19 protein-coding genes are annotated in these 21,157 nt (G+C 75.1%); 12 read left to right on the top strand and 7 right to left on the bottom strand.

All coding sequences use genetic code 11. The features are described 5' to 3' along the window. Positions 1–109 precede the first annotated feature (109 nt). The 6 genes from ACI79P_RS05555 (at position 110) to ACI79P_RS05530 (ending at position 6,594) form a co-directional block, all read left to right on the top strand. A complete protein-coding gene (locus tag ACI79P_RS05555) occupies positions 110–2,617 on the top strand; it encodes a DNA translocase FtsK (RefSeq protein WP_456580032.1) in 2,508 nt (835 codons plus the stop codon). Between the two features lie 285 nt (positions 2,618–2,902). After that, complete coding sequence (gene rimO, locus ACI79P_RS05550; protein WP_456580031.1) at positions 2,903–4,357, top strand: 30S ribosomal protein S12 methylthiotransferase RimO; 1,455 nt, start codon at positions 2,903–2,905, stop codon at positions 4,355–4,357. 6 nt (positions 4,358–4,363) lie between these two features. Next, complete coding sequence (gene pgsA / locus ACI79P_RS05545) at positions 4,364–5,029, top strand: CDP-diacylglycerol--glycerol-3-phosphate 3-phosphatidyltransferase (RefSeq protein WP_456580030.1); 666 nt, start codon at positions 4,364–4,366, stop codon at positions 5,027–5,029. A 6-nt stretch (positions 5,030–5,035) separates the two neighbouring features. After that, positions 5,036–5,575: a CinA family protein gene (locus ACI79P_RS05540; protein WP_456580029.1), complete on the top strand. Its 540-nt coding sequence runs from the start codon at positions 5,036–5,038 to the stop codon at positions 5,573–5,575. A gap of 106 nt (positions 5,576–5,681) precedes the next feature. Continuing rightward, positions 5,682–6,083, top strand: coding sequence for a helix-turn-helix domain-containing protein (locus ACI79P_RS05535; protein ID WP_456580028.1), 402 nt, complete (start codon positions 5,682–5,684; stop codon positions 6,081–6,083). A 19-nt stretch (positions 6,084–6,102) separates the two neighbouring features. After that, the gene (locus tag ACI79P_RS05530; protein ID WP_456580027.1) at positions 6,103–6,594 is read left to right on the top strand and encodes a TetR family transcriptional regulator; all 492 of its coding nucleotides are present in this window, start codon (positions 6,103–6,105) and stop codon (positions 6,592–6,594) included. Here the strand turns inward: ACI79P_RS05530 and ACI79P_RS05525 are convergent. Together ACI79P_RS05525 and ACI79P_RS05520 are read right to left on the bottom strand one after the other, a co-directional pair. Further along, a complete protein-coding gene (locus ACI79P_RS05525; protein ID WP_456580026.1) occupies positions 6,570–7,088 on the bottom strand; it encodes a GNAT family N-acetyltransferase in 519 nt (172 codons plus the stop codon). The two genes, ACI79P_RS05530 and ACI79P_RS05525, sit on opposite strands and share 25 nt — an antisense overlap. Then, positions 7,085–8,092, bottom strand: coding sequence for a PfkB family carbohydrate kinase (locus tag ACI79P_RS05520; RefSeq protein ID WP_456580025.1), 1,008 nt, complete (start codon positions 8,090–8,092; stop codon positions 7,085–7,087). Before ACI79P_RS05520 ends, ACI79P_RS05525 begins: the two co-directional genes overlap by 4 nt. A gap of 118 nt (positions 8,093–8,210) precedes the next feature. Here ACI79P_RS05520 and ACI79P_RS05515 point away from each other — a divergent pair, with 118 nt between their 5' ends. Then, positions 8,211–9,047 (top strand): PspA/IM30 family protein, encoded by an 837-nt coding sequence (locus ACI79P_RS05515; protein ID WP_456580024.1) that lies wholly within the window; start codon positions 8,211–8,213, stop codon positions 9,045–9,047. A gap of 108 nt (positions 9,048–9,155) precedes the next feature. On the opposite strand, the gene ACI79P_RS05510 is transcribed toward ACI79P_RS05515, so the two are convergent. Further along, entirely contained in the window at positions 9,156–10,013 is an 858-nt protein-coding gene (locus ACI79P_RS05510) for a DNA-formamidopyrimidine glycosylase family protein (protein ID WP_456580023.1), read from the bottom strand. 97 nt (positions 10,014–10,110) lie between these two features. On the opposite strand from ACI79P_RS05510, the gene ACI79P_RS05505 reads away from it, so the two are divergent. Then, positions 10,111–10,695, top strand: a complete 585-nt coding sequence (locus ACI79P_RS05505) for an antibiotic biosynthesis monooxygenase (protein WP_456580022.1) — start codon at positions 10,111–10,113, stop codon at positions 10,693–10,695. A gap of 11 nt (positions 10,696–10,706) precedes the next feature. On the opposite strand, the gene ACI79P_RS05500 is transcribed toward ACI79P_RS05505, so the two are convergent. Further along, positions 10,707–15,317: an ATP-dependent helicase gene (locus ACI79P_RS05500; RefSeq protein WP_456580021.1), complete on the bottom strand. Its 4,611-nt coding sequence runs from the start codon at positions 15,315–15,317 to the stop codon at positions 10,707–10,709. 90 nt (positions 15,318–15,407) lie between these two features. Here ACI79P_RS05500 and ACI79P_RS05495 point away from each other — a divergent pair, with 90 nt between their 5' ends. The 4 genes from ACI79P_RS05495 to ACI79P_RS05480 all read left to right on the top strand — a co-directional run bounded on the left by ACI79P_RS05495 (position 15,408) and on the right by ACI79P_RS05480 (position 18,900). Further along, complete coding sequence (locus ACI79P_RS05495; RefSeq protein WP_456580020.1) at positions 15,408–16,685, top strand: MFS transporter; 1,278 nt, start codon at positions 15,408–15,410, stop codon at positions 16,683–16,685. Positions 16,686–16,831: 146 nt separating this feature from the next. Next, entirely contained in the window at positions 16,832–17,026 is a 195-nt protein-coding gene (locus ACI79P_RS05490) for a DUF3046 domain-containing protein (protein ID WP_456580019.1), read from the top strand. 175 nt (positions 17,027–17,201) lie between these two features. After that, a complete protein-coding gene (gene recA, locus ACI79P_RS05485; RefSeq protein WP_456580018.1) occupies positions 17,202–18,239 on the top strand; it encodes a recombinase RecA in 1,038 nt (345 codons plus the stop codon). Between the two features lie 7 nt (positions 18,240–18,246). Further along, on the top strand, positions 18,247–18,900 hold the full coding sequence (locus ACI79P_RS05480; protein ID WP_456580017.1) for a regulatory protein RecX: 654 nt from the start codon (positions 18,247–18,249) through the stop codon (positions 18,898–18,900). A 73-nt stretch (positions 18,901–18,973) separates the two neighbouring features. On the opposite strand, the gene ACI79P_RS05475 is transcribed toward ACI79P_RS05480, so the two are convergent. From ACI79P_RS05475 to ACI79P_RS05465, 3 genes are all read right to left on the bottom strand, one after another. Next, positions 18,974–19,465: a hypothetical protein gene (locus ACI79P_RS05475; RefSeq protein ID WP_456580016.1), complete on the bottom strand. Its 492-nt coding sequence runs from the start codon at positions 19,463–19,465 to the stop codon at positions 18,974–18,976. Positions 19,466–19,606: 141 nt separating this feature from the next. Then, positions 19,607–20,497 (bottom strand): amino acid ABC transporter permease, encoded by an 891-nt coding sequence (locus ACI79P_RS05470; protein WP_456580015.1) that lies wholly within the window; start codon positions 20,495–20,497, stop codon positions 19,607–19,609. Then, positions 20,494–21,141 (bottom strand): amino acid ABC transporter permease, encoded by a 648-nt coding sequence (locus ACI79P_RS05465; protein ID WP_456580014.1) that lies wholly within the window; start codon positions 21,139–21,141, stop codon positions 20,494–20,496. Before ACI79P_RS05465 ends, ACI79P_RS05470 begins: the two co-directional genes overlap by 4 nt. Positions 21,142–21,157 lie beyond the last annotated feature (16 nt).

Here is a 21,157-nt window from a genome sequence, read left to right as displayed (position 1 = left end):
ATCCGCGGGGCCGGCCCGGCGGCAGCCGGGTCGGGAGACGGGCCCCGCGTGCGGGACACGACACCCGGCCTGGCCGTCCCGGACCCTCGTCGGGATTACGGTCTGACGCATGCCTGCCCGCACCACGCCGAACCGCCGGCCGGCCGCCACCCGCAGCCGATCGGGGTCGACGGCGGCGAGCAAGAAGCGGCCCGCCGCCAAGCGGGCGCCCAACCGGCGGCAGCCGGCCCGCACGACGTCGTCCTCCGGCCCCTCCCTCTGGCGGGTCGCCAGCGGGGGCTGGAACCTGCTCGCCCGTGGCGCCGGCGGCCTGGCCCGCTCGGTCGCCCGGCCGGAGGAGGCCGAGCCGCTGGCCCCCGAGCACCGCCGGGACGGGGTCGGCCTCGCCGTCCTCGGGCTGGCGATCGTCCTGGGTGCCGCCGCCTGGAGCAACGGCATCGGGCCGGTCGGCGCCGCGCTGACCGACGGCGTGCGCTGGATCGTCGGCTCGCTGGTGATGGTGCTGCCCGTCGTCCTGCTCGTCGCCGCCCTGCGGCTCCTGCGCCGCGGTCCCCGCCCGGAGGCACGCGGCCGGCTGGCCATCGGCTGGCTGTGCACCCTCGCCTCGGTCCTCGGCATCGCCCACGTCGTCGGCACGCCGTCCGTCCCCCAGGCGGGGCAGCCGGGCTCCGGCGGGCTCCTCGGCTGGGCCGTCGGCACTCCCCTGGTCGCCGGGGTCGGCGCGGTGGTCACCGTCGTGCTGCTCGGCCTGCTGGCCTTCTTCGGCCTGCTCGTGATCACCGCGACGCCGGTGCACCAGATCCCCGAGCGCATGCGCGAGTTCACCGACCGGCTGCTCGGCCGCGACGACCACGACGAGTACGACGAGGACGTCGACGACGACGAGGAGGACGAGCTGCCCGCGCCGAAGAGCCGCCGGCGCCGCAGCTCCCTCTCCGAGGACCTCCTCACCACGGGGCCGATCGACCACGGCGCCTACGCCGAGGCGCCGGAGGCCACCAGCACCACCGAGCCCGAGCACACCGTGCTGGCGCCCCCGCCGCCCGTGCCGTCGATCCGGCGCCCGGTCGAGGACCGCACCTCCCCGCCGGAGGACCTGCCCCCGATCACCGAGCCCGAGCAGCTCTCCATCCAGCCGGTCGAGGGCAACTACGTGCTGCCGGCGCTCTCCACGCTGCGCCCCGGTGACCCGCCGCGGGCCCGGTCCAAGGCGAACGACGTCGCCATCGAGGCGATCACCGGCGTCCTGGACCAGTTCAACATCGACGCCGCCGTCACCGGGTTCACCCGCGGCCCGACGGTCACCCGCTACGAGGTCGAGCTCGGCCAGGGCGTGAAGGTCGAGAAGATCACCGCCCTGACCCGCAACATGGCGTACGCGGTGGCCAACGACAACATCCGCATCCTCGCCCCGATCCCGGGCAAGTCGGCGGTCGGGATCGAGGTGCCCAACACCGACCGCGAGAAGGTCAGCCTCGGCGACGTGCTGCGCTCGCAGGCGGCCAAGCAGGACCCGCACCCGATGCTGGTCGGCCTCGGCAAGGACATCGAGGGCGGGTTCGTCTGCGCGAACCTGGCCAAGATGCCGCACCTCCTGGTCGCCGGTGCCACCGGTGCCGGTAAGTCCAGCTGCGTCAACTCGATCCTGACCTCGCTGCTGCTGCGGGCGACCCCGGACCAGCTGCGGATGATCCTGGTCGACCCGAAGATGGTCGAGCTGACGCCCTACGACGGCATCCCGCACCTGATCACGCCGATCATCACCGACCCCAAGAAGGCAGCCACCGCGCTGGCCTGGCTGGTCGAGGAGATGGAGCAGCGCTACCAGGACATGAAGTCCACCGGCGTGCGGCACATCGACGACTTCAACCGCAAGGTCGAGAAGGGGGAGATCACCGCCCCGCCCGGCAGCGAGCGGGTCTACCGGCCCTACCCCTACATCCTCGCGATCGTCGACGAGCTCGCCGACCTGATGATGGTGGCCCCGCGCGATGTCGAGGAGCACATCGTCCGGATCACCCAGAAGGCGCGTGCCGCCGGCATCCACCTGATCCTGGCGACCCAGCGGCCCTCGGTCGACGTCGTCACCGGCCTGATCAAGGCCAACGTGCCCTCGCGGCTGGCGTTCTCCACCTCCAGCCTCACGGACAGCCGGGTCATCCTCGACCAGCCGGGCGCGGAGAAGCTGATCGGCATGGGGGATGCGCTCTTCATGCCCATCGGTGCCGGCAAGCCGATGCGCGTCCAGGGCGCCTTCGTCACCGACGCCGAGATCGAGGCGGTCGTCGAGTTCACCAAGCGGCAGGCGGAGCCCGAGTACCGGGAAGAGGTCTTCTCCGCGGGCAGCGCGGGCGAGAAGAAGGAGATCGACGAGGACATCGGCGGGGACCTGGACCTGCTGGTCCAGGCCGTCGAGCTCATCGTCACCAGCCAGTTCGGGTCGACGTCGATGCTGCAGCGCAAGCTGCGCGTCGGCTTCGCCAAGGCCGGCCGGCTGATGGACCTCATGGAGAGCCGGGGCATCGTCGGCCCCTCCGAGGGTTCCAAGGCGCGCGACGTGCTGGTCAAGCCCGACGAGCTCGAGGCCACCCTCTTCACCCTCCGCGGCGGCATGTGACCGTCCCGGGCATGGCCCCGTCCGGAGGCTCGGCCCGAGCGTGCGAGGGCTGAGGAGGACGGGGTCCTTCTGGTGACGTTCTGGAACGGCCCGCGTGCAGGGTCCCGTCGCGAACGAGTGAGTGACGGGGGGACGTGACGTTCTGGAACGGCCCGCGTGCAGGGTCCCGTCGCGAACGAGTGAGTGACGGGGGGACGTGACGTTCCGGAACGGCCCGCGTGCAGGGTCCCGTCGCGAACGAGTGAGTGACGGGGGGCACGCGGGTCCTTCACCTACGATGGGCGGGTGACAGCCACGCCCAGCCCTGCCCGGACCGTGGCCGTGGTGACCCTCGGGTGCGCGCGCAACGAGGTCGACTCCGAGGAGCTGGCCGGCCGGCTCGCCGCCGAGGGGTACGAGCTCGTCGAGGACGCCGAGGGTGCCGACGCGGTGCTCGTCAACACCTGCGGGTTCATCGAGACCGCCAAGAAGGACTCCGTCGACGCGATCCTCGCCGCGACCGACTCCGGCGCCTCCGTGGTCGCCGTCGGCTGCATGGCCGAGCGCTACGGCTCCGAGCTCGCGGACGCGCTGCCCGAGGCCACCGTCCTGGGCTTCGACGACTACGCGCAGATCGGTGGCCGCCTGGACGACGTCCTCGCCGGCCGCCCGCTCGTGCCGCACACGCCGCGCGACCGCCGCACCCTCCTGCCGATCAGCCCGGTCGAGCGCTCCGCCGTCCTCGCCGGGGCCGGTGGCCGGGTCGAGGACGCCGGGCCGGCCATCCCCGGGCACGACTGGCTCCGCCGGCGCCGGCTGGCCGCCGGCCCCTCGGCGGCGATCAAGCTGGCCTCGGGGTGCGACCGGCGCTGCGCGTTCTGCGCCATCCCCACCTTCCGGGGCGCGTTCGTCTCCCGCCCGCCGGCGGAGGTGCTCTCCGAGGCGCAGTGGCTGGCCTCCCAGGGCGTGACCGAGCTCGTGTTGGTCAGCGAGAACTCCACCTCCTACGGCAAGGACCTCGGCGACCTCCGGACGCTGGAGAAGCTGCTGCCGCAGCTGGCCGCCGTGGAAGGGATCGTGCGGGTGCGGGTCGCCTACCTGCAGCCGGCGGAGCTGCGCCCGGGGCTTCTGGAGGTCATCGCCGGCACGGACGGGGTGGCCCCCTACTTCGACCTGTCCTTCCAGCACTCCTCCCCGACGCTGCTGCGCCGCATGCGGCGGTTCGGCGGCACGGAGGACTTCCTGCGCACGATCGAGCGGGCCCGTAGCCTGGCCCCCGGCGCCGGGTTCCGCACCAACGTCATCCTCGGCTTCCCGGGGGAGACGGAGGACGACGTCGCGGAGCTGGAGCGCTTCCTCACCGAGGGCCGCCTGGACGCGGTCGGTGTGTTCGGCTACTCCGACGAGGAGGGCACCGAGGCGATGCGACTGGACGGCAAGCTCGACCAGGCGGAGATCGACGCCCGCGTCCGCCGCATCACCGACCTGGTCGAGGAGCTCACCGCGCAGCGCGCCGAGGAGCGGATCGGGGAGCAGGTCGAGGTGCTGCTGACCGAGGACCTCTCGGCGGAGGAGGGCTCCGGCACCTGGTCGGGGCACGCCGCCCACCAGGACCCCGACGCCGACGGCACCACGACGGTCAGCGGCGTCCCGGCCGGCGCCGTCGCCGGGCAGGTGCTGGTGGCCCGGGTGGTCGGGACCGAGGGCATCGACCTGCTCGCCGACGTCCGCGTGCCCGCCGTCGCCACGGCCGCGCGGTAGGGGCAGGTGACCGACGTGGCCCCCGACCCGGCAGCGACGCCCCCGCAGTCGGTGCGGCTGGTCAACGTGCCGAACGCGCTCACCGTGCTGCGGCTGGCCGTGGTCCCCGTCTTCGCCGTCCTCCTGCTGCAGGACGAGACCCTCGACGACAGCAGCCGCTACTGGGCCACCCTCGTCTTCGGCCTGGCGATCCTCACCGACCGCTACGACGGGCTGATCGCCCGGCGGACCGGGCAGGTGACCGAGTTCGGCAAGCTCGCCGACCCGATCGCCGACAAGGCGCTGACCGGCACCGCGCTCATCGGGCTGTCCGTGCTCGCCCTGCTGCCCTGGTGGGTCACCGCGGTGATCCTGGTGCGCGAGGTGGGGGTCACCCTGCTGCGCTTCTGGGTCATCCGGGACGGCGTCATCGCGGCCAGCCGCGGCGGCAAGGCGAAGACGGTGCTGCAGGCCCTCGCGATCGGCCTGTACATCCTGCCGCTGAGCGGCGCGCTGGCCACCGCGCGCTGGTGGGTGATGGCCGCGGCCGTGGTGCTCACCGTGCTCACCGGCCTGGACTACGTCTACCGCGCGATCACGCTGCGCCAGACGAGCGCCCGTGCCATGCGGGCGGCGGCGGCCCGCCGGCAGTCGGGCGCCGACCCCTCCACCCGCCGCGACACCGCCGCCTGACCGGCCGTGGCCACCGCGGACGGCTCCGCCGCGCTCGAGGCGCTCGCCGGTGAGGTGCACCGCGCGCTGCTCGCCCGCGGCGCCACCGTGGCGGCCGCGGAGTCGCTCACCGCGGGGCTGCTCTGCGCCACCCTCGCTGCGGTGCCCGGCGCCAGTGCGACGCTGCGCGGGGGTGCGGTCGTCTACGCCACCGACCTGAAGACCACGCTCGCCGGGGTGCCCGCCGACCTGCTCGCCGCGCACGGGCCGGTGAGCCGGGAGACGGCGGCCGCGCTGGCCCAGGGCATCCGCACCCGGTGCGCGGCCTCGTTCGGCCTCGGGCTCACCGGGGTCGCCGGCCCCGACCCCGTCGACGGGCACGGCCCCGGCACGGTCTTCCTCGGCGTGAGCGACGGGCGGCGCACCGACGTCGCCCGGCTCGACCTCCGGGGGGACCGCGCCGCGGTGCGCGCCGGCGCGGTGACCGGCGCATTCACGGCCCTGCTCGACCGGCTCCGCGCAGCAGTCGACGGGAACGCCCACCCGGCCGACGGCGTTACGCCATGAGCGGACTCGGCCCCGTCGGTGGGCTGACGGCGGACGCGCCGCGTACCGTGAGCGCACGGTGCCCGATGGCACCGCCGCTTCCCCGCTCGCAGGACAGGAGACGGCCATGACGCTGCTGCGCACCCAGCTCGGGAACACCCTGCGCGGCCACCGGCTGCGTCAGCACCGCACGTTGCGCGACGTCTCCGGCGCCGCCCGGGTGAGCCTGGGTTACCTGTCCGAGGTGGAGCGGGGGCAGAAGGAGGCCTCCTCCGAGCTGCTTGCCTCCATCTGCGACGCCCTCGAGGTGGAGCTCGCCGACCTGCTCGCCGAGGTGAGCCTCGAGCTCCGCGGTGCCGCGGCCGGCGCCGACGTCCGCCCGCTGGTGGGTTCCGGCGAGGCTGTGCCGAGCGAGACCGTGGCGGCCCCCCAGCCGTCCGACGCGGCCACCGAGCCCGCGCTGGCCCTGGTCGGCGCCGGGGAGGGCCGCACCGCACGGCGGCACGACGCGGTGTCGCTCGCCGCCTGAGCAGCCGGCACCCGGCGGCGTGAACCGCACCCGGGCGGGGCTCCTCACGGGCGCCGCCCAGGCTTTCGCCGCACAGGGGCTGCGGCGCACCACGATGCAGTCGATCGCGGCCGCGGCCGGGGTCGCCAAGGCCACGCTGTACAACCACTTCCGCACCAAGGACGACGTGCTGCGGGCGCTGCTGGCCGCGGAGCTGCAGCGGTTGACCGACCTCGCCGCGGGGCTGCCCCCGGCCCAGGGGCTGGCCGCGCTCGCCGACGAACTCGCCACCCACCCGGTGCTGCGCGGGCTCGCGGCGACCGAGCCCGACCGGCTCGGCGAGCTGCTGGCGCCCGGGCCCGAGGAGTGGGCCGAGCTCGCCCGGCGCCTGGCCGCCGCGCTCGGTACCGACGAGGACGCGGCGGAGCTCGCCGGGCGGTGGCTGCTCGGCGTGGTGCTGCAGCCGGGGCTCACCACGCAGCGGCGCCGCCAGGCGGCGCGGCTCGGTCAGCTCCTGGAGCCGGTGGGCTGAGCCGAGGGCTCCAGCGGCAGGGCGCGGGTGAACACCATGCGGTCGTCGCCCGGCCCGGCGTGCCCGGGTGAGGGCGCCGGATGAGCACCGAGACGGGCGGCGAGCGCGGCGGCGCCGCCGTCCGCGGGCAGCGCGACGGCCTGGACGACCCGTGCGCCGACCCCGGCCGCGAGGCCCGCGAAGCGCTCCAGCAGCCGGGTGGCGACCCCGCGGCTTCGCCAGGCGGGGTGGACGGCGACGGTCTGGACGACGGCGAGCCGGTCGGCGCTCACCACCCCGAGCAGGTAGCCGGCGTCCCCCTGGTCCGGCGTGAGGGCGACCGCGCCGAAGCCGCCCAGCTGGTGGAAGAACACCGGGTCGTGCAGCGCGGTGACGGCGTCGTCGTCGAGCGCGGAGCCCGCCCAGAACTCGGCGCGCCGGGCCAGCAGCCGGCCGCGCAGCGCACCCGCGGAGAGCTCCTCGAGGCCGACCAGCCGGAGGTCCCCGGCGGTCACCGGTCGCCCCGCGCGGCCGCGAGCTCGTCGCGGGTGGGGGGATCGGCGCCGACGCGGGTGCAGTTGACCGCGGCCACGAGCGCGGCGTCGTCCACCAGGGCCAGCAGCCGGTCGTCGGGGGCGCCGTCCAGGGCGGTGCGGGTGGTGAGCCCCGCGCCCAGCAGGCCGGTCAGCAGGCCCGCGGCCAGGGAGTCGCCGGCGCCCACCGTGTCGACCACGGGGACGCGCGGGGTCTCGCGGTGCAGCACGGGCCGGCCGGGGCGGGCGACGCGCAGCGGTGCGCCGCCATCGGTGAGGACGACCAGCGCGGGGCCGCGCTGGGCCCAGCGGCGCGCGGCGTCGTCCAGGTCGGTGGTGCCGGGCTCCAGCCAGGCCAGGTCCTCGGCGCTGAGCTTGACGACGTCGGCGTGGCGGACGAGCTCGTCCAGCCGGCCGGTGACGGCGGCGCGGTCGTTGCCCAGGGAGGCCCCGACCGGCCCCTCGGCGAGCATCGGGCGGATGTTGGGGTCGACGCTGATCAGCGCCCGACCCGAGAGCCGGCGGACCAGCCGGGCGATCGCGCCGCTCCCCGGCTCCGTCCAGCTGGAGATCGAGCCGACGTGCAGCGCGCCCACGGCGTCGGGCAGCACCCGGCCGAGCTCCTCGTCGGTCCACCGCCAGTCGGCCGCGCCGAGCACGTGGAAGCCGTAGTCGGGGGAGCCGTCGGCCCCGACGCCGACCACGGCGAGGCTGACCGGTTCGGCGGCCTCGACGAAGCCGGCCGTGTCGACCCCGGCCAGCTCCGCGTGCCGGCGCAGGTTGACGGCCAGCGGCCCGGTGCCCAGCCGGGCCAGCAGCCGCACCGGGGCCTCGAGGCGGCCGGCGGCGACCGCGACGTTCAGCGCGTTCCCGCCGGGGCGGGCGACGTAGTGCGGCGCGGTGCTGCCGTCGGCGCCTCCGGGGACGGGCAGCAGGTCGACGACCAGCTCCCCGAGGACGCACAGGACGGGGTCGGCGGGTGGCACGATGCGAACCCTAGTGGCGGCGCGGACGGTCCGCGTCGGTTGCCGAGGGTGATCACCTGGGACGATGCTGGGGACGAGCATCGCCAGGCCGGCGACCGCGCCGGAGCAGGAGGACCTCATGCCCAACCCGTTCGTGAAGCTGTGGAAGTACCTCACGGCTTCGGCCAACGCCCAGATCGACCAGCGGGCCGACCCGAAGATCCAGATCGCCCAGGCGATCGAGGCCGAGCAGCAGCGCCACCAGTCGCTGGCCAACCAGGCGGCTGCGGTCCTGGGCAACCAGCGCCAGCTGGAGATGCGGCTCAACCGGCAGCTCAGCGAGGTGGAGAAGCTGCAGGCCTCCGCCCGCCAGGCGCTCGTGCTGGCCGACCAGACGCGGAGCAAGGGGGACGTGGCGAAGGCGGCCGAGTACGAGCAGGCCGCGCAGGCGTTCGCCACCCAGCTGGTGGCCGCCGAGCAGTCGATGGAGGACCTCAAGCGCAGCCACGACGAGGCGCTGCAGGCCGCCGAGCAGGCGCGCGGCGCGGTGGAGCAGTCCCGCATGCGCCTGCAGACCACGCTGGCCGAGCGCACCAAGCTCATGAGCCAGCTGGAGCAGGCGAAGATGCAGGAGCACGTCGCCGCATCCATGAAGCAGGTCAACGAGCTCTCCGCGCCGGGGAACACCCCGAGCCTCGCGGAGGTGCGGGACAAGATCGAGGCCCGCTACGCCAACGCGCTGGGCCAGGCGGAGCTGGCGCAGTCGTCGGTCGAGGGCCGCATGCTCGAGGTCCAGAAGGCGACGCTCGACGTGGCCGGCGCCTCGCGGCTGGACCAGATCCGCGCCTCCATGGGCGGTGGCACGCAGGCCGTCGAGGGCAGCGCCACCGCGGGCGCCATCGAGCAGGGCGCCCCGGCGCCCGAAGCGGCTACCCAGCCGCAGGCCCAGCCCGTGGAGCGCCCCGAGCAGGCGTGAGCAGTAGACGGACCCCCTGCCCCCGCCGCTCGCACGCTCGCGGCGGGAACCCTGCAGGGGGCCGTACGGGTCGGCCCCGCGCCGTGACCGGTGCGGGGCGGGGGGCGCTCAGCCGGGGGTGGCGACCGGTCGGGGCCGGCCGGCTTCGCCGGTGCGCGCGGTGGGGGCGATCGGGGAGTCCGCGGCCTGGCAGCGGGGGCACCAGTAGGTGACCCGCTCCTGCAGGTGCGGCCCCTGGTCACCCATCAGGATCGGCGTCCCGCAGCGGCGGCAGGGCTTGCCCCTCCGCCCGTAGACCCAGTGGTCGTGGCCGCGGCGGAGATCGCCGGTGGTGCTCTGCTCGGGGTGCTCGAGGTTGGCGCGCATCAGCCGCTGCGCCCGCTGCAGCAGCGGCGCCAGCCGGTCGTCGACGTCGGCCACCCGTGCCCACGGGTGCAGGCCGAGCAGGAACAGCGACTCGACCTTGTAGAGGTTGCCGACCCCGGCCACGTTGCGCTGGTCGAGGATGGCGACGCCCACCTGCTCCTCGGGCTGGGCGCGCAGCCGGCGCAGCGCCTCGCCGAGGTCCCAGTCCGGGGCCAGGATGTCGGGGCCCAGGTGGCCGACGAGCCGGTCCTCCTCCGCCGTCGGCACGATCTCGACGTCGTGCAGCCGGTAGCCGACGCACTCCCACTCGTCGGTGGCCAGGACGACGCGCACCTCGAAGCCCGGGCCACCCCGCCAACGAGCGCCCGGCCGGTAGATGTGCCAGCTGCCGTCCATGCGGAAGTGGGTGCGCAGCGTCCGCCCGTCGGCGAGCCGGATGAGCAGGTGCTTGCCGCGCGGGACGACCTCGGTGACCGCGGCACCGGTGAGGTCGAGCCCGGCGAGCTGGGGGAGCCGGAACTCCCCGCGGCGCAGCGTGCCGCCGGCCAGCGCGGTGTTCATCCGCTTCGCCGCCAGCCAGACGGTGTCTCCCTCGGGCACGCGACCATGATCCCCGGCTGCGTCCCCACCTGCCCCTGGGTGTGTGAGAGCGCCGACATCCGGGAAGGCGGCCGCGGCCCCGTGCGCTGCCCTCAGCGTGAGCGTGCCCCTGCGACTGCGTACCCGGCTCGGGGGCGCAGCGACGTCCCCCGACGCCCAGCCGGTCACCGTGACCGTCGCCCGCGTGGTGCGGCCCGACCGGCGTGCGGCGTTCGAGCGGGCGGCCCGCGCGGTGCTGGCGGAGGCCGCCGGCTACCCCGGCAACCTGGGCGCGTCGCTGCTCCAGCCGGGGCCCGGCAGCTCCGAGTACCACCTGGTCTACCGCTTCGCCGACGCCGACTCGCTGGCCGCCTGGGAGCGCTCGCCGGAGCGGCAGGCGTTCCTCGCGCGGCTGCCCGGGATGGTCGAGGACGAGCGGGTCGCACGGGCGGTGGGTCTGGAGAGCTTCTTCGCCGTCCCGCCGCGGCCGGGGCCGGCGTGGCGGAGCTGGCTGCTCACCGTCGCCGTCGTCCTGCTGTTCACCTCGCTGTTCCAGGTGCTCGCCGTGCCGTTCCTCGGCAGCTGGCCCTGGCCGCTGCGGCTCCTGCTGTCGGCCGTCTACGTCGTGACGGCGCTGCGCCTGCTCATGCCGCGGCTGAGTCGCTGGTGCGCCCCGTGGCTGCAGGGCTCACGGTGCCGCTGACCTCCGGCTGATCAGCCCCGCAGTCGCAGGCCGCGGGGGGTGGCGGCGAACCCGGCCGCCTGCAGCGCGCTGCTCAGCGGCGTCGACTCGTGCACCGACGCGCCGTCCGCCTTCTGCACCACCATCCGACCCAGCGCCCCGGCCGACACCGCGCCGGACAGCGCCGTCGCCGCCTCCTTGAGGGTCTGCTCGTCCTCGGTCCAGGACAGCAGCGTCTTCCCGCCGCGCTCGACGTAGAGCACCAGGTCGCCGTCGACCAGGACCACCAGCGCCCCCGCCTTGCGCCCGGCGCGGTGCCCGGACCTCCGCCCGGTGCCGGTGCCGGTGCCCTCGCCGATGTCGACGGCGGCGTCCTCGCTGCCGGGCCGCTCCGGCCACGGCAGCGCCGCCCCGTAGACGTTCGCCGGATCGGTCGCGGCCAGCACGACGGCGCCGGCCGGCAGCCGGTCGGGCGAGGCGAGGCTGCGCAGCCGGTCGACCGAGCCGGGGGTGCCGAACTGTGCCGCGCCGAGGGTCTCGACGAAGTAGCCGCGGCGCGCGCGACCGTTCTCCTCGAAGGCGCGCAGCACCGGGTAGACCGCGGAGAAGCCGCCCACCACCTGCTCGGCCATGACCGCGCCCCGGGTGAGGACGCCGTGCCGCTCCAGCAGCGCCTCCGCGCGGGCGGTCGTGCGCCGGGTGGCGTTGGCCTCCCGGTCGGGCAGCCGCGACCAGCGCCCGGCCACCGTGGGTGGGCCACCGCGGCTGGGCATGGCGGCGCGGGTCAGCCGCGGGCGCCCGTACCGGCTGCGGGTGACCCGCGGCGCGGCGGCGGCCCGCTTGTGCGTACCGCCGCCACCGAGCCGGGTGCGCAGCGGGGCCAGGGTGTCGTTGGTCAGCGCGCCGGCCCACACCAGGTCCCAGACGAGGTCGGCGAGCGCGGCGTCGTCGGTGGCGCCCAGGGCGTCGGAGAGGCTGCGGAAGAAGAGTGCCTGGCCGCCGGCGAGCAGGTCGAGGAGCGGCTGCCCCTCGCCGGCGACCTCGAGCTGTTCGGGCAGCAGCAGCGGGGCGAGGTCGGCGGGCACCAGGCTGATCCAGCCGTCCCCACCCGGCAGGCCGCCGGCACCGGCCCACAGCACCTCTCCGGCGCTCGTGAGCTCGTCCAGCATGGCGGGGGAGTAGTCGCGCACCCGGGCCGGCAGGACCAGCGACTCCAGGGCGCTGGCCGGCACCAAGGCGCCGGCGAGCTGCTCGACGACCGCCAGCACGCCGTCGGCGCCCCGCAGCCGGCTGCCCACCGCCTGCCAGGACGGCGTGAAGCGCGCCAGCGTCCCGGTGGGCACCGGCTCGACCTCCTGGCGCAGCTTGGCCAGGCTGCGCCGGCGGATGGAGCGCAGCACGTCGGCGTCGCACCACTCCTGGCCGGTGCCGCCGGGGCGGAACTCGCCGGAGACGAGCCGGCCGGTGGCGGTCAGCCGCTGCACCGTCGCGGTGACCACGGCGACCCCCAGGCCCAGCCGGGTGGCGGCCTCGGCCGGCTGGAACGGGCCGTGGGTGCGGGCGTAGCGGCCGACGAGGTCGCCCAGGGGGTCGGCGACGGGCTCGGTGAAGACCTCGGGCACCCCGACGGGGAGCGCGGTGCCGAGGGCGTCGCGCAGGCGGCCGGCGTCCTCGATCGCGACGTACCGCTCCTCGCCGGCGATGCGGACGACCAGCGCCCGGCGGGCGGCGACCAGCTCGTCGAGCCACGGCTGCGGCACCCCCCGGCGCGCGGCCTCGGCCGCGGTGAGGTCGCCGACCACGCGGAGCAGGTCACCGGCGCCGTCGACGTCGCGCGGGTGCCGCTGCTGGGGGAGCCGCTGCAGCTCCGCCTCGATCTCGCTGATCGCCTCGGCGTCGAGCAGCTCGCGCAGCTCCGAGCGGCCGAGCAGCTCCGCGAGCAGGCCGGTGTCGAGGGCGAGCGCCTGGGCGCGCCGTTCGGCGAGCGGGGCGTCGCCCTCGTAGAGGAACTGGCCGACGTAGCCGAACAGCAACGACTGGGCGAAGGGCGAGGCGGTCTCGGTCTGCACGTCGACCAGCCGCACCCGCCGGGCCCGCACGTCGCGCATCAGCTCGACCAGGCCCGGCACGTCGTAGACGTCCTGCAGCACCTCGCGGGCGGCCTCGAGCGTGATGGGGAACGAGGAGAACTCGCTGGCCACGCCCAGCAGCTGGGCGGCGCGCTGGCGCTGCTGCCACAGCGGCGTGCGACGGCGGGGGTCACGCCGGGGGAGGAGCAGCGCGCGGGCGGCGCACTCGCGGAACCGGCTGGCGAACAGCGCGGAGCTGCCCACCTCGGCGGTCACCTCGCGCTCGACGTCGTCGGGGTCGAGGACGGCGAGGTCGGCCTCGGGCGGCTCCCCGGTGGTGTCGGGCAGCCGCAGCACGATGCCGTCGTCGGAGTGCATGGCCGAGACGTCGACGCCGTGGCGCTCGCGCAGCCGGGCGGCGAGCACCAGCGCCCAGGGCGCGTTGACCTGCGCGCCGAAGGGGGAGTGGACCACGAGCCGCCAGTCGCCCAGCTCGTCGCGGAACCGCTCGACGAGCAGCGTGCGGTCGTCGGGGAGGTGGCCGGTGGCCGCCTTCTGCTCGGCCAGGTAGGCGGCGAGGTTGGCCGCGCCCCACTCGTCCAGGCCGGCGGCGCGGGCGCGCTCCAGGCCCGCCTCCGGCGTCGCGGAGCCGACCTCGCGGAGGAAGGCGCCCAGCGCCCGGCCGAGCTCCAGCGGGCGCCCGGGGGCGTCGCCGTGCCAGAACGGCATCTTCCCCGGCTGGCCGGGCGCGGGGGTGACCAGCACGCGGTCGTGGGTGATCTCCTCGATCCGCCAGGACGAGGAGCCCAGGAGGAACACATCACCCGTCCGCGACTCGTAGACCATCTCCTCGTCCAGCTCGCCGACCCGGCGGCCGCCGGTCCCCTCGCCACCGACGAGGAAGACGCCGAACAGGCCGCGGTCGGGGATGGTGCCGCCGCTGGTGACGGCCAGCCGCTGGGCGCCGGTGCGGGCGGTGAGGGTGTCGGTGACGCGGTCCCAGGTGAGCCGCGGGCGCAGCTCGGCGAAGGCGTCGGAGGGGTAGCGCCCGGCGAGCATGTCGAGGACGGCGTGCAGCGCCGACTCCGGCAGCGAGGAGAACGCCGCCGAGCGGCGGACCAGCGCGCCGACCTCGTCGACGGTGCGCGGCCGCTCGGAGACGATCGCGACGATCTGCTGGGCCAGCACGTCGAGCGGGTTGCGCAGGTAGCGGATGGACTCGATGGCACCGGCCTGCATCCGCTCGGCGACCAGCGCGCACTGCACGAGGTCGCCGCGGTACTTCGGGAACAGCACGCCACGGCTGACCGCCCCGACCTGGTGCCCGGCCCGGCCGACGCGCTGCAGGCCGCTGGCCACCGTGGGTGGCGCCTCCACCTGCACGACGAGGTCGACCGCGCCCATGTCGATGCCGAGCTCGAGGCTCGAGGTCGCGACGACGGCGGGCAGCCGACCGGACTTCAGCGCCTCCTCGACGATCGCCCGCTGCTCGCGGGAGACCGACCCGTGGTGGGCCGCCGCCACCGGCTCGAACGCCTCGGGGAGGCCGCCGCCGGAGCCGGCCTGCGCCATCAGCGCCGCGGCGTTGGTGCCCGGTGGCACGGGCTCACCGGTCTGCCGCTCGTAGGCCAGCCCGTTGAGCCGGCTGGTCAGCCGCTCGGCCAGCCGGCGGGAGTTGGCGAAGACGATCGTGCTGCGGTGCGCCTGCACCAGGTCGAGCACCCGCTCCTCGACCGCCGGCCAGATCGAGGTGCGCGGCTGGTGCCCGGCGGCCGAGCCCTCCAGCTCACCGGTGGGCTGGCCGAGCTCGCTCATGTCCTCGACCGGCACGACCACCGAGAGGTCCCATTGCTTGGTCGAGGCGGGGGAGACGACCTGCACCGGGCGCCCGCCCGCCAGGAAGGTGGCGACCTCCTCGATCGGCCGCACCGTCGCCGAGAGCCCGATCCGCTGCGCCGGCTGCTCCAGCAGCTCGTCGAGCCGGTCGAGGGAGACGGCCAGGTGCGCGCCGCGCTTGGAGTCGGTGACGGCGTGGACCTCGTCGACGATGACCGTCTCGACGCCGCGGAGCGCCTCCCGGGCCTGGCTGGTGAGCAGCAGGAACAGCGACTCGGGCGTGGTGATGAGGATGTCGGGCGGCCGGCGGGCGAAGGTGCGCCGCTCGTCGGCCGGGGTGTCGCCGGAGCGGATGCCGACCGTGATCTCCGGCCGGGGCAGCCCCAGCCGCGCCGCCGCCTGGCCGATGCCCGCGAGCGGCGCCCGCAGGTTGCGCTCGACGTCGACGGCGAGGGCCTTCAGCGGGGAGACGTAGAGCACCCGGCACCGGGTCCGCTCGTCGGCCGGTGGGGTGGCGGCCAGCCGGTCGAGGGACCACAGGAACGCGGCGAGCGTCTTGCCGGAGCCGGTGGGCGCCACCACGAGGGCGTGCTCGCCGCTGCTGATCGCCTCCCAGGCGCCCTCCTGCGCGCCCGTGGGCTGCTCGAAGGCGCCGGTGAACCACGCGCGGGTGGGCTCGGAGAACCGGGTCAGGGCGCCCCGGCCCTCGGGGCGGCCGGAGGTCGGGCGGGCGGGCACGCGCTCAGTGTCCCCGCCGTGTACGACACTTCGCTGACCGGCGCGGACGCCGGAGGGCGGGAACACCCGCCCGGGGAGACGGGAGCGCACGTGACACCGCTGCAGCAACCCGAGGCCACGGTCGACGTCGCCCGCGTGCAGCGCCGCACGCTGGGCGTCCTCAGCGGCGGCGTGGCCCTGGCGGGGCTCGGCGTCACGGTCGGCATCACCGCCGGCGGGCTGCTGGCCCGCGACGTCGCAGGCACCGACACCGCCTCCGGCCTCGGCCAGACCGCCGGCGTCCTGGGGGCTGCGGTCCTGGCGGTGCCGCTCGCCCGGATCAGCGACTCGGCCGGCCGGCGGGCGGGGCTCGCCGTCGGCTACGGCCTCAGCGTGGTCGGCGCGGTGGTGACCGTCGTGGCGGCGGCGGTGTCCTCCCTGCTCCTGCTGCTGGGCGGGCTGTTCCTGTTCGGTGCCGCCACGGCGTGCGGGCTCCAGTCCCGCTACGCCGCCGCCGACCTCGCCGAACCCGAGCACCGGGGGCGCTCGCTCTCGCTCGTCGTGTGGGCCACGACCGTCGGCTCCGTGGTCGGCCCGAACCTGGCCGCGCCCGGTGCCGAGCTCGGGGAGGCCCTGGGCCTGCCCGCGCTGGGCGGCGTCTTCGTGGTGTCGGCGATCGTGTTCGCGGTGGTGGCGGTGGGCTTCCTGCTGCTCCTGCGCCCCGATCCGCTGCTGGTGGCCCGGGCGCTCGGCGGGGGTGGTGGCGGTCCGCGGCCGCGGCACGCCACCGGTGCCGCTCTGCGGGCGGTCTGGGCCACCCCGGCCGGGCGGCTGGGCCTCACCGCGGTGGTGGTCGCCCACTCGGTGATGGTCGGCGTCATGGTGATGACGCCGGTGCACATGGGTCACGCCGGCGGCCCGGAGGGGGCGGTGCTCCGCCTCGTCGGACTGGTCATCAGCGTGCACGTCGCCGGGATGTACCTGTTCTCGCCGCTGGTGGGCATGCTGGCCGACCGCGCGGGGGCCCCCACGGTCGTCGCCCTGGGCGCCGGGCTGCTGCTGGCCGCGGCCGCCATCTCGGGGACGGCGGCGCCGGCGGACTCGGTGCAGCTCGGTGCCGGGCTGCTCCTGCTGGGCCTCGGCTGGTCCTGCGGGCTCATCGCGGGTTCGGCGCTGGTGACGGCGTCGGTGGGGCCCGAGCTGCGGCCGACCGCGCAGGGCGGCACCGACCTGCTGATGGGGCTCGGTGCCGCGCTGGCGGGGGTGGTCGGTGGCCCGCTGCTGGCCTGGGGCGGGTTCGGGCTGGTCTCCGGGGTCTCCGCCGCCCTGGTGCTCCCGCTCGTCGTGGTCTGGCTGGGCTCGCGGGTCAGCGCCCGCGGTAGTTCTTGATCAGCAGCACGATCAGCGCGACGAGCGCGATGACGATGCCGATCTCGAGGACGGTGTCGAGCGTCGAGGAGCCGGTGCCCGGGATCATGCGCGCAAGGGTAGGGCGGCGGCGGCGCGGCCGGGGCCGGACGGGTTAGCGTCGTGGCGTGCGGCTGCAGGAGTTCTGGTCCCGTCTGGACGGTCAGTTCGGGTCGATGCGCGCCCAGAGCGTGGCGCGCGATCACGTGTTCTCCGACCTCGGCGGGCGCACGGCGCTGGACGCCATCGAGGCCGGCGTCCCCGTGCGGAAGGTGTGGCTGGCCGTCTGCGAGGCCTTCGACGTGCCGGTCAAGGAGCGCTGAGCCGGCCGGTTCCCCGACGCGGCGTGTCGCCCTGGCGATCGAACAAGTGTTCGGCCTACTGTGGCGTCCACAGGCCGGCCGGTTCTCCCCAGCCCGCCCTGGAACCCGAAAACTGTCGGTGCCTCGCCCTAGCGTCGGACCCGACCCGCTTCTCGCGAACCGAAGGTGACGCACCATGGCAGCAACGCTCGACCGCGACAAGGCCCTCGACATGGCCCTCGCCCAGATCGACAAGCAGTTCGGCAAGGGCTCGGTCATGCGGCTGGGCGACGAGGCCGCCCAAGCGATCAAGGTCATCCCGACCGGGTCGATCGCCCTCGACATCGCCCTCGGCATCGGCGGCCTCCCGCGCGGCCGGGTCGTCGAGGTCTACGGGCCGGAGTCCTCCGGTAAGACCACGGTCGCCCTGCATGCGGTGGCCAACGCCCAGGCCAACGGCGGCATCGCCGCCTTCATCGACGCCGAGCACGCGCTCGACCCGGAGTACGCCCGCGCCATCGGTGTGGACACCGACGCCCTCCTGGTCAGCCAGCCCGACACCGGTGAGCAGGCCCTCGAGATCGCCGACATGCTGATCCGCTCCGGTGCGCTCGACATCATCGTCATCGACTCCGTGGCGGCCCTGGTGCCCCGCGCCGAGATCGAGGGCGAGATGGGTGACAGCCACGTGGGTCTGCAGGCCCGCCTGATGAGCCAGGCGCTGCGCAAGATCACCGGTGCGCTGAGCAACTCCGGCACGACGGCGATCTTCATCAACCAGCTGCGCGAGAAGGTCGGCGTGGTCTACGGCTCACCCGAGGTCACCACCGGTGGTCGCGCGCTGAAGTTCTACTCGTCGGTCCGCCTCGACGTCCGCCGCATCGAGACCCTCAAGCAGGGCACCGACGCGATCGGCAGCCGCACGCGCATCAAGGTCGTCAAGAACAAGGTGGCCGCGCCGTTCAAGCAGGCCGAGCTCGACATCCTCTGGGGTCAGGGCTTCAGCCGGGAGGGCGGCATCGTCGACGCCGGTGTCGAGCAAGGCATCGTGAAGAAGTCCGGCGCTTGGTACACCTACGAGGGCGACCAGCTGGGCCAGGGCAAGGAGAACGTCCGCAACTTCCTGAAGGACAACCCCGACCTGGCCGACGAGATCGAGAAGAAGGTCAAGGAGAAGCTCGGCATCGGCCCGAAGCTGGACGCCCCGGCGCCGGTCGACGCCCCCGACTTCTGACCTGCCGGTGGACCAGCGGCGCCCGTCCCGTCGGCGCGGCTTCGGGGACACCCGGGCCGCCCGGCGCCCGCGGACGCCGGGCGGTGACGATCCCCTGACCCCGGACGTCGCCCCCGGTTCCCCGGAGGACGAGCCCGGTGACCCCGAACAGGTCGCGCGGGGCATCTGCCTGCGCGCCCTGACGGGGGCACCGAAGACCCGGCGGCAGCTCGCCGACCTCCTCACCGAGCGAGGGATGCCGGACGACGCGGCCGAGGCCGTGCTCGACCGGTTCACCGAGGTCGGGCTGATCGACGACGCGTCCTTCGCCCGGGCGTGGGTCAGCAGCCGGCAGGCCGGCCGCGGGCTCGCCCGGCGGGCGCTCTCCGCGGAGCTGCGCGCCAAGGGGGTCGACCCCGAGACCGCCGCGGAGGCCGTCCAGCTGGTCGACGACGACGACGAACGGGCGGCGGCCCGCCGGCTCGTGGAGCGTCGCGCGCCCGGGATGCGCCGGCTGGACCGCCAGACGGCCACCCGGCGCCTCATGGGCATGCTGGCGCGCAAGGGCTACAACGGCGGGCTCGCGGCGGCCGTCGTCCGCGACGTCCTCGACGAGGTCGGCGCCGCCGACGAGGCCGAGGACGAGTACGCCGACGTCGACGAGGAGAGCGCGCTGCCCTGAGCGGTCGCGCCCCGCCCGAGGCGACAGGAGGCGGCCCCGGGGCACCGGGCCGCCTCCGGTCGCGTCTCCGCGGTCAGCCGGTGGTGACCCAGGCGGTCACGTCGACGGCCACGCCGTCGGGGGCCTCGTCGTCGGCCACCAGCCAGGCCGGGTCGCGGCGCTGGCCGTCGGCGAGCCACCGGGTGATCTCGGCGTCGAACCCGTCGGTCGCGGACGTCCCCGAGCGCCGGCGCTCGCCGAGCAACGTCAGGTCGGTCTCGGTGCCGTCGGCGTACCGGAACACCACCCGGCAGCGCGAGCGCCGGTGCCGGGCCGGCGGCACGACTTCCCGGACGACGGCGCTCTCCGCCCCGGCGGCGTCGGCGAACGCCGTAGCCGCCGACCGCAGGCGGGCGACGAACGCCTGCCCTTCGTCGAGCCGGGCGAGCGCGTCGAGGGGAGCGGGGACGGCCATCGTCAGGTGGACGACCGGCGGGCTCGTCTCGGCAGCGGTCCGGGGGACCGGGGGAAGGGTGCGGCGACCGGCCGCGTGCATCGTCTCCATCGTGCCGACCAGTCTCGCCACCGAGGCGCTCCGTGGTGGTTCGGCGCGCCCGGCTGGGACGACTGAGTCGGACGGGAAGGGCCTGGTCAGGCGCGCAGTCCGCAGGACCCCGGGGAGCATGCGACCGCGTCGTCCGCACCGCCGCAGGACGGTGGGGACGGCTCAGACTGCGCCCCCGCCGCCACCCATCTGCACGTCCGCCGGCAGCTTCGGAGCACCGCCGCCCGTCGTCGCCGCCCGGCGGGTCCGGCGCTCGACGATCTTCGCCAGCTGGGAGAGCAGCACGTTGATGACGATGTAGATCAGGCCCGCGGCGACGTACAGCTGGAAGGTGTACTGGTTGCCGAAACTCAGGGAGAAGAACTCCACGAGGCTTCGCGCACCTCGCAGCAGCTCGAAGTAGCCGATGATGAAGCCCAGGGAGCTGTCCTTCAGCAGGACCACCAGCTGCGCGATGAGCACCGGGAGCATGCGCCTCGTCGCCTGCGGGAGCAGCACCAGCGACATCACCTGGTACTTGCGCATCCCGATGCCGAACGCGGCCTCGCGCTGGCCCTTGTCGATCGACAGGATGCCGGCCCGGAAGATCTCGGCGAGCACCGCCGAGTTGTAGAGAATGAGGCCGCCGGCGAGCGCCTGGAAGGCGGAGAGCTCGACGTCGTACTTCGGCAGGACGAAGTAGAGCGCGAAGATGACGACCAGCAGCGGGATGGCCCGGAAGAACTCGATGTAGGTGCCGACCAGCCAGCGCACCGCGCGGTGATCCGACAGCCGTCCGACGGCCAGCAGCAGGCCGAGGACCGTGGCCACGACCATGCCGACCGCGGCGACCTGGAGCGTGTTGACCAGCGCGCGGCCGAGCGTCTGCGGCACGCCGGTGCGCGCGTCGAAGAGCACGGCCCAGCGCTGGCTCTCCAGCTGGCCGTTGCCGGCGAGCCGGATGAGGACGAGGGCGAGGATCCCCAGGATCAGCAGGATCCCGACGCCGGTACCGATCCGGATGCGCGCGCGGGCCTTGGGGCCGGGGATGTCGAAGAGGACCGGCGTGGTCATCGGAGGATCGCCACCCGTCGCTCCAGGCTGTGCACGCCGAACGCGAGCGGCAACGTGATGATCATGTAGGCGATCACGACCCCCAGCAGGACGGCGGTGAGCTGCCCGGCGTCGGCGTTGACCAGGCGGGGGAGCAGGGAGCTCAGCTCGCTGGTGGCGAAGCCTGCGGCGATCGAGCTGTTCTTCACCATGGCGATGAAGACGTTGCCCAGCGGCGGGATGACGGTGCGGAACGCCTGCGGGAGGACGACCTCGCGGAGCGACTGCCCGAAGGTGAGGCCGATCGCGCGGGACGCCTCGGCCTGACCGGTCGAGACCGCGTTGATCCCCGAGCGCACCGCCTCGCAGACGAACGCCGCGGTGTAGAGCCCGAGGGAGAGCACCGCCCCGGTGTAGAAGCCGAGGATGAAGTCGATCTGCGGCAGCCCGAAGATGAGGAAGAAGAAGACGACCGTCAGCGGCGTGTTGCGGAAGGTCTCGACGTAGAAGGTCGCCAGCCCGCGCAGCGGCGGGATGGGGCTGACCCGCGCGGCCGCCAGCAGCGTGCCCAGCACGAGGGCGAGCAGGCCGGCGAGCAACGACAGGCTCAGCGTCGTCAGGAACGCGTCCCACAGCAGGTCGAAGTTGTCAGCGAGGAACTGCACGCCGCCTCCTCTCGGG

The sequence above is a fragment of the Blastococcus sp. SYSU DS0510 genome (assembly GCF_054050835.1).
Note: the sequence above shows the minus strand (reverse complement) of the source record. Positions and strands in the feature narration are given on the sequence as shown.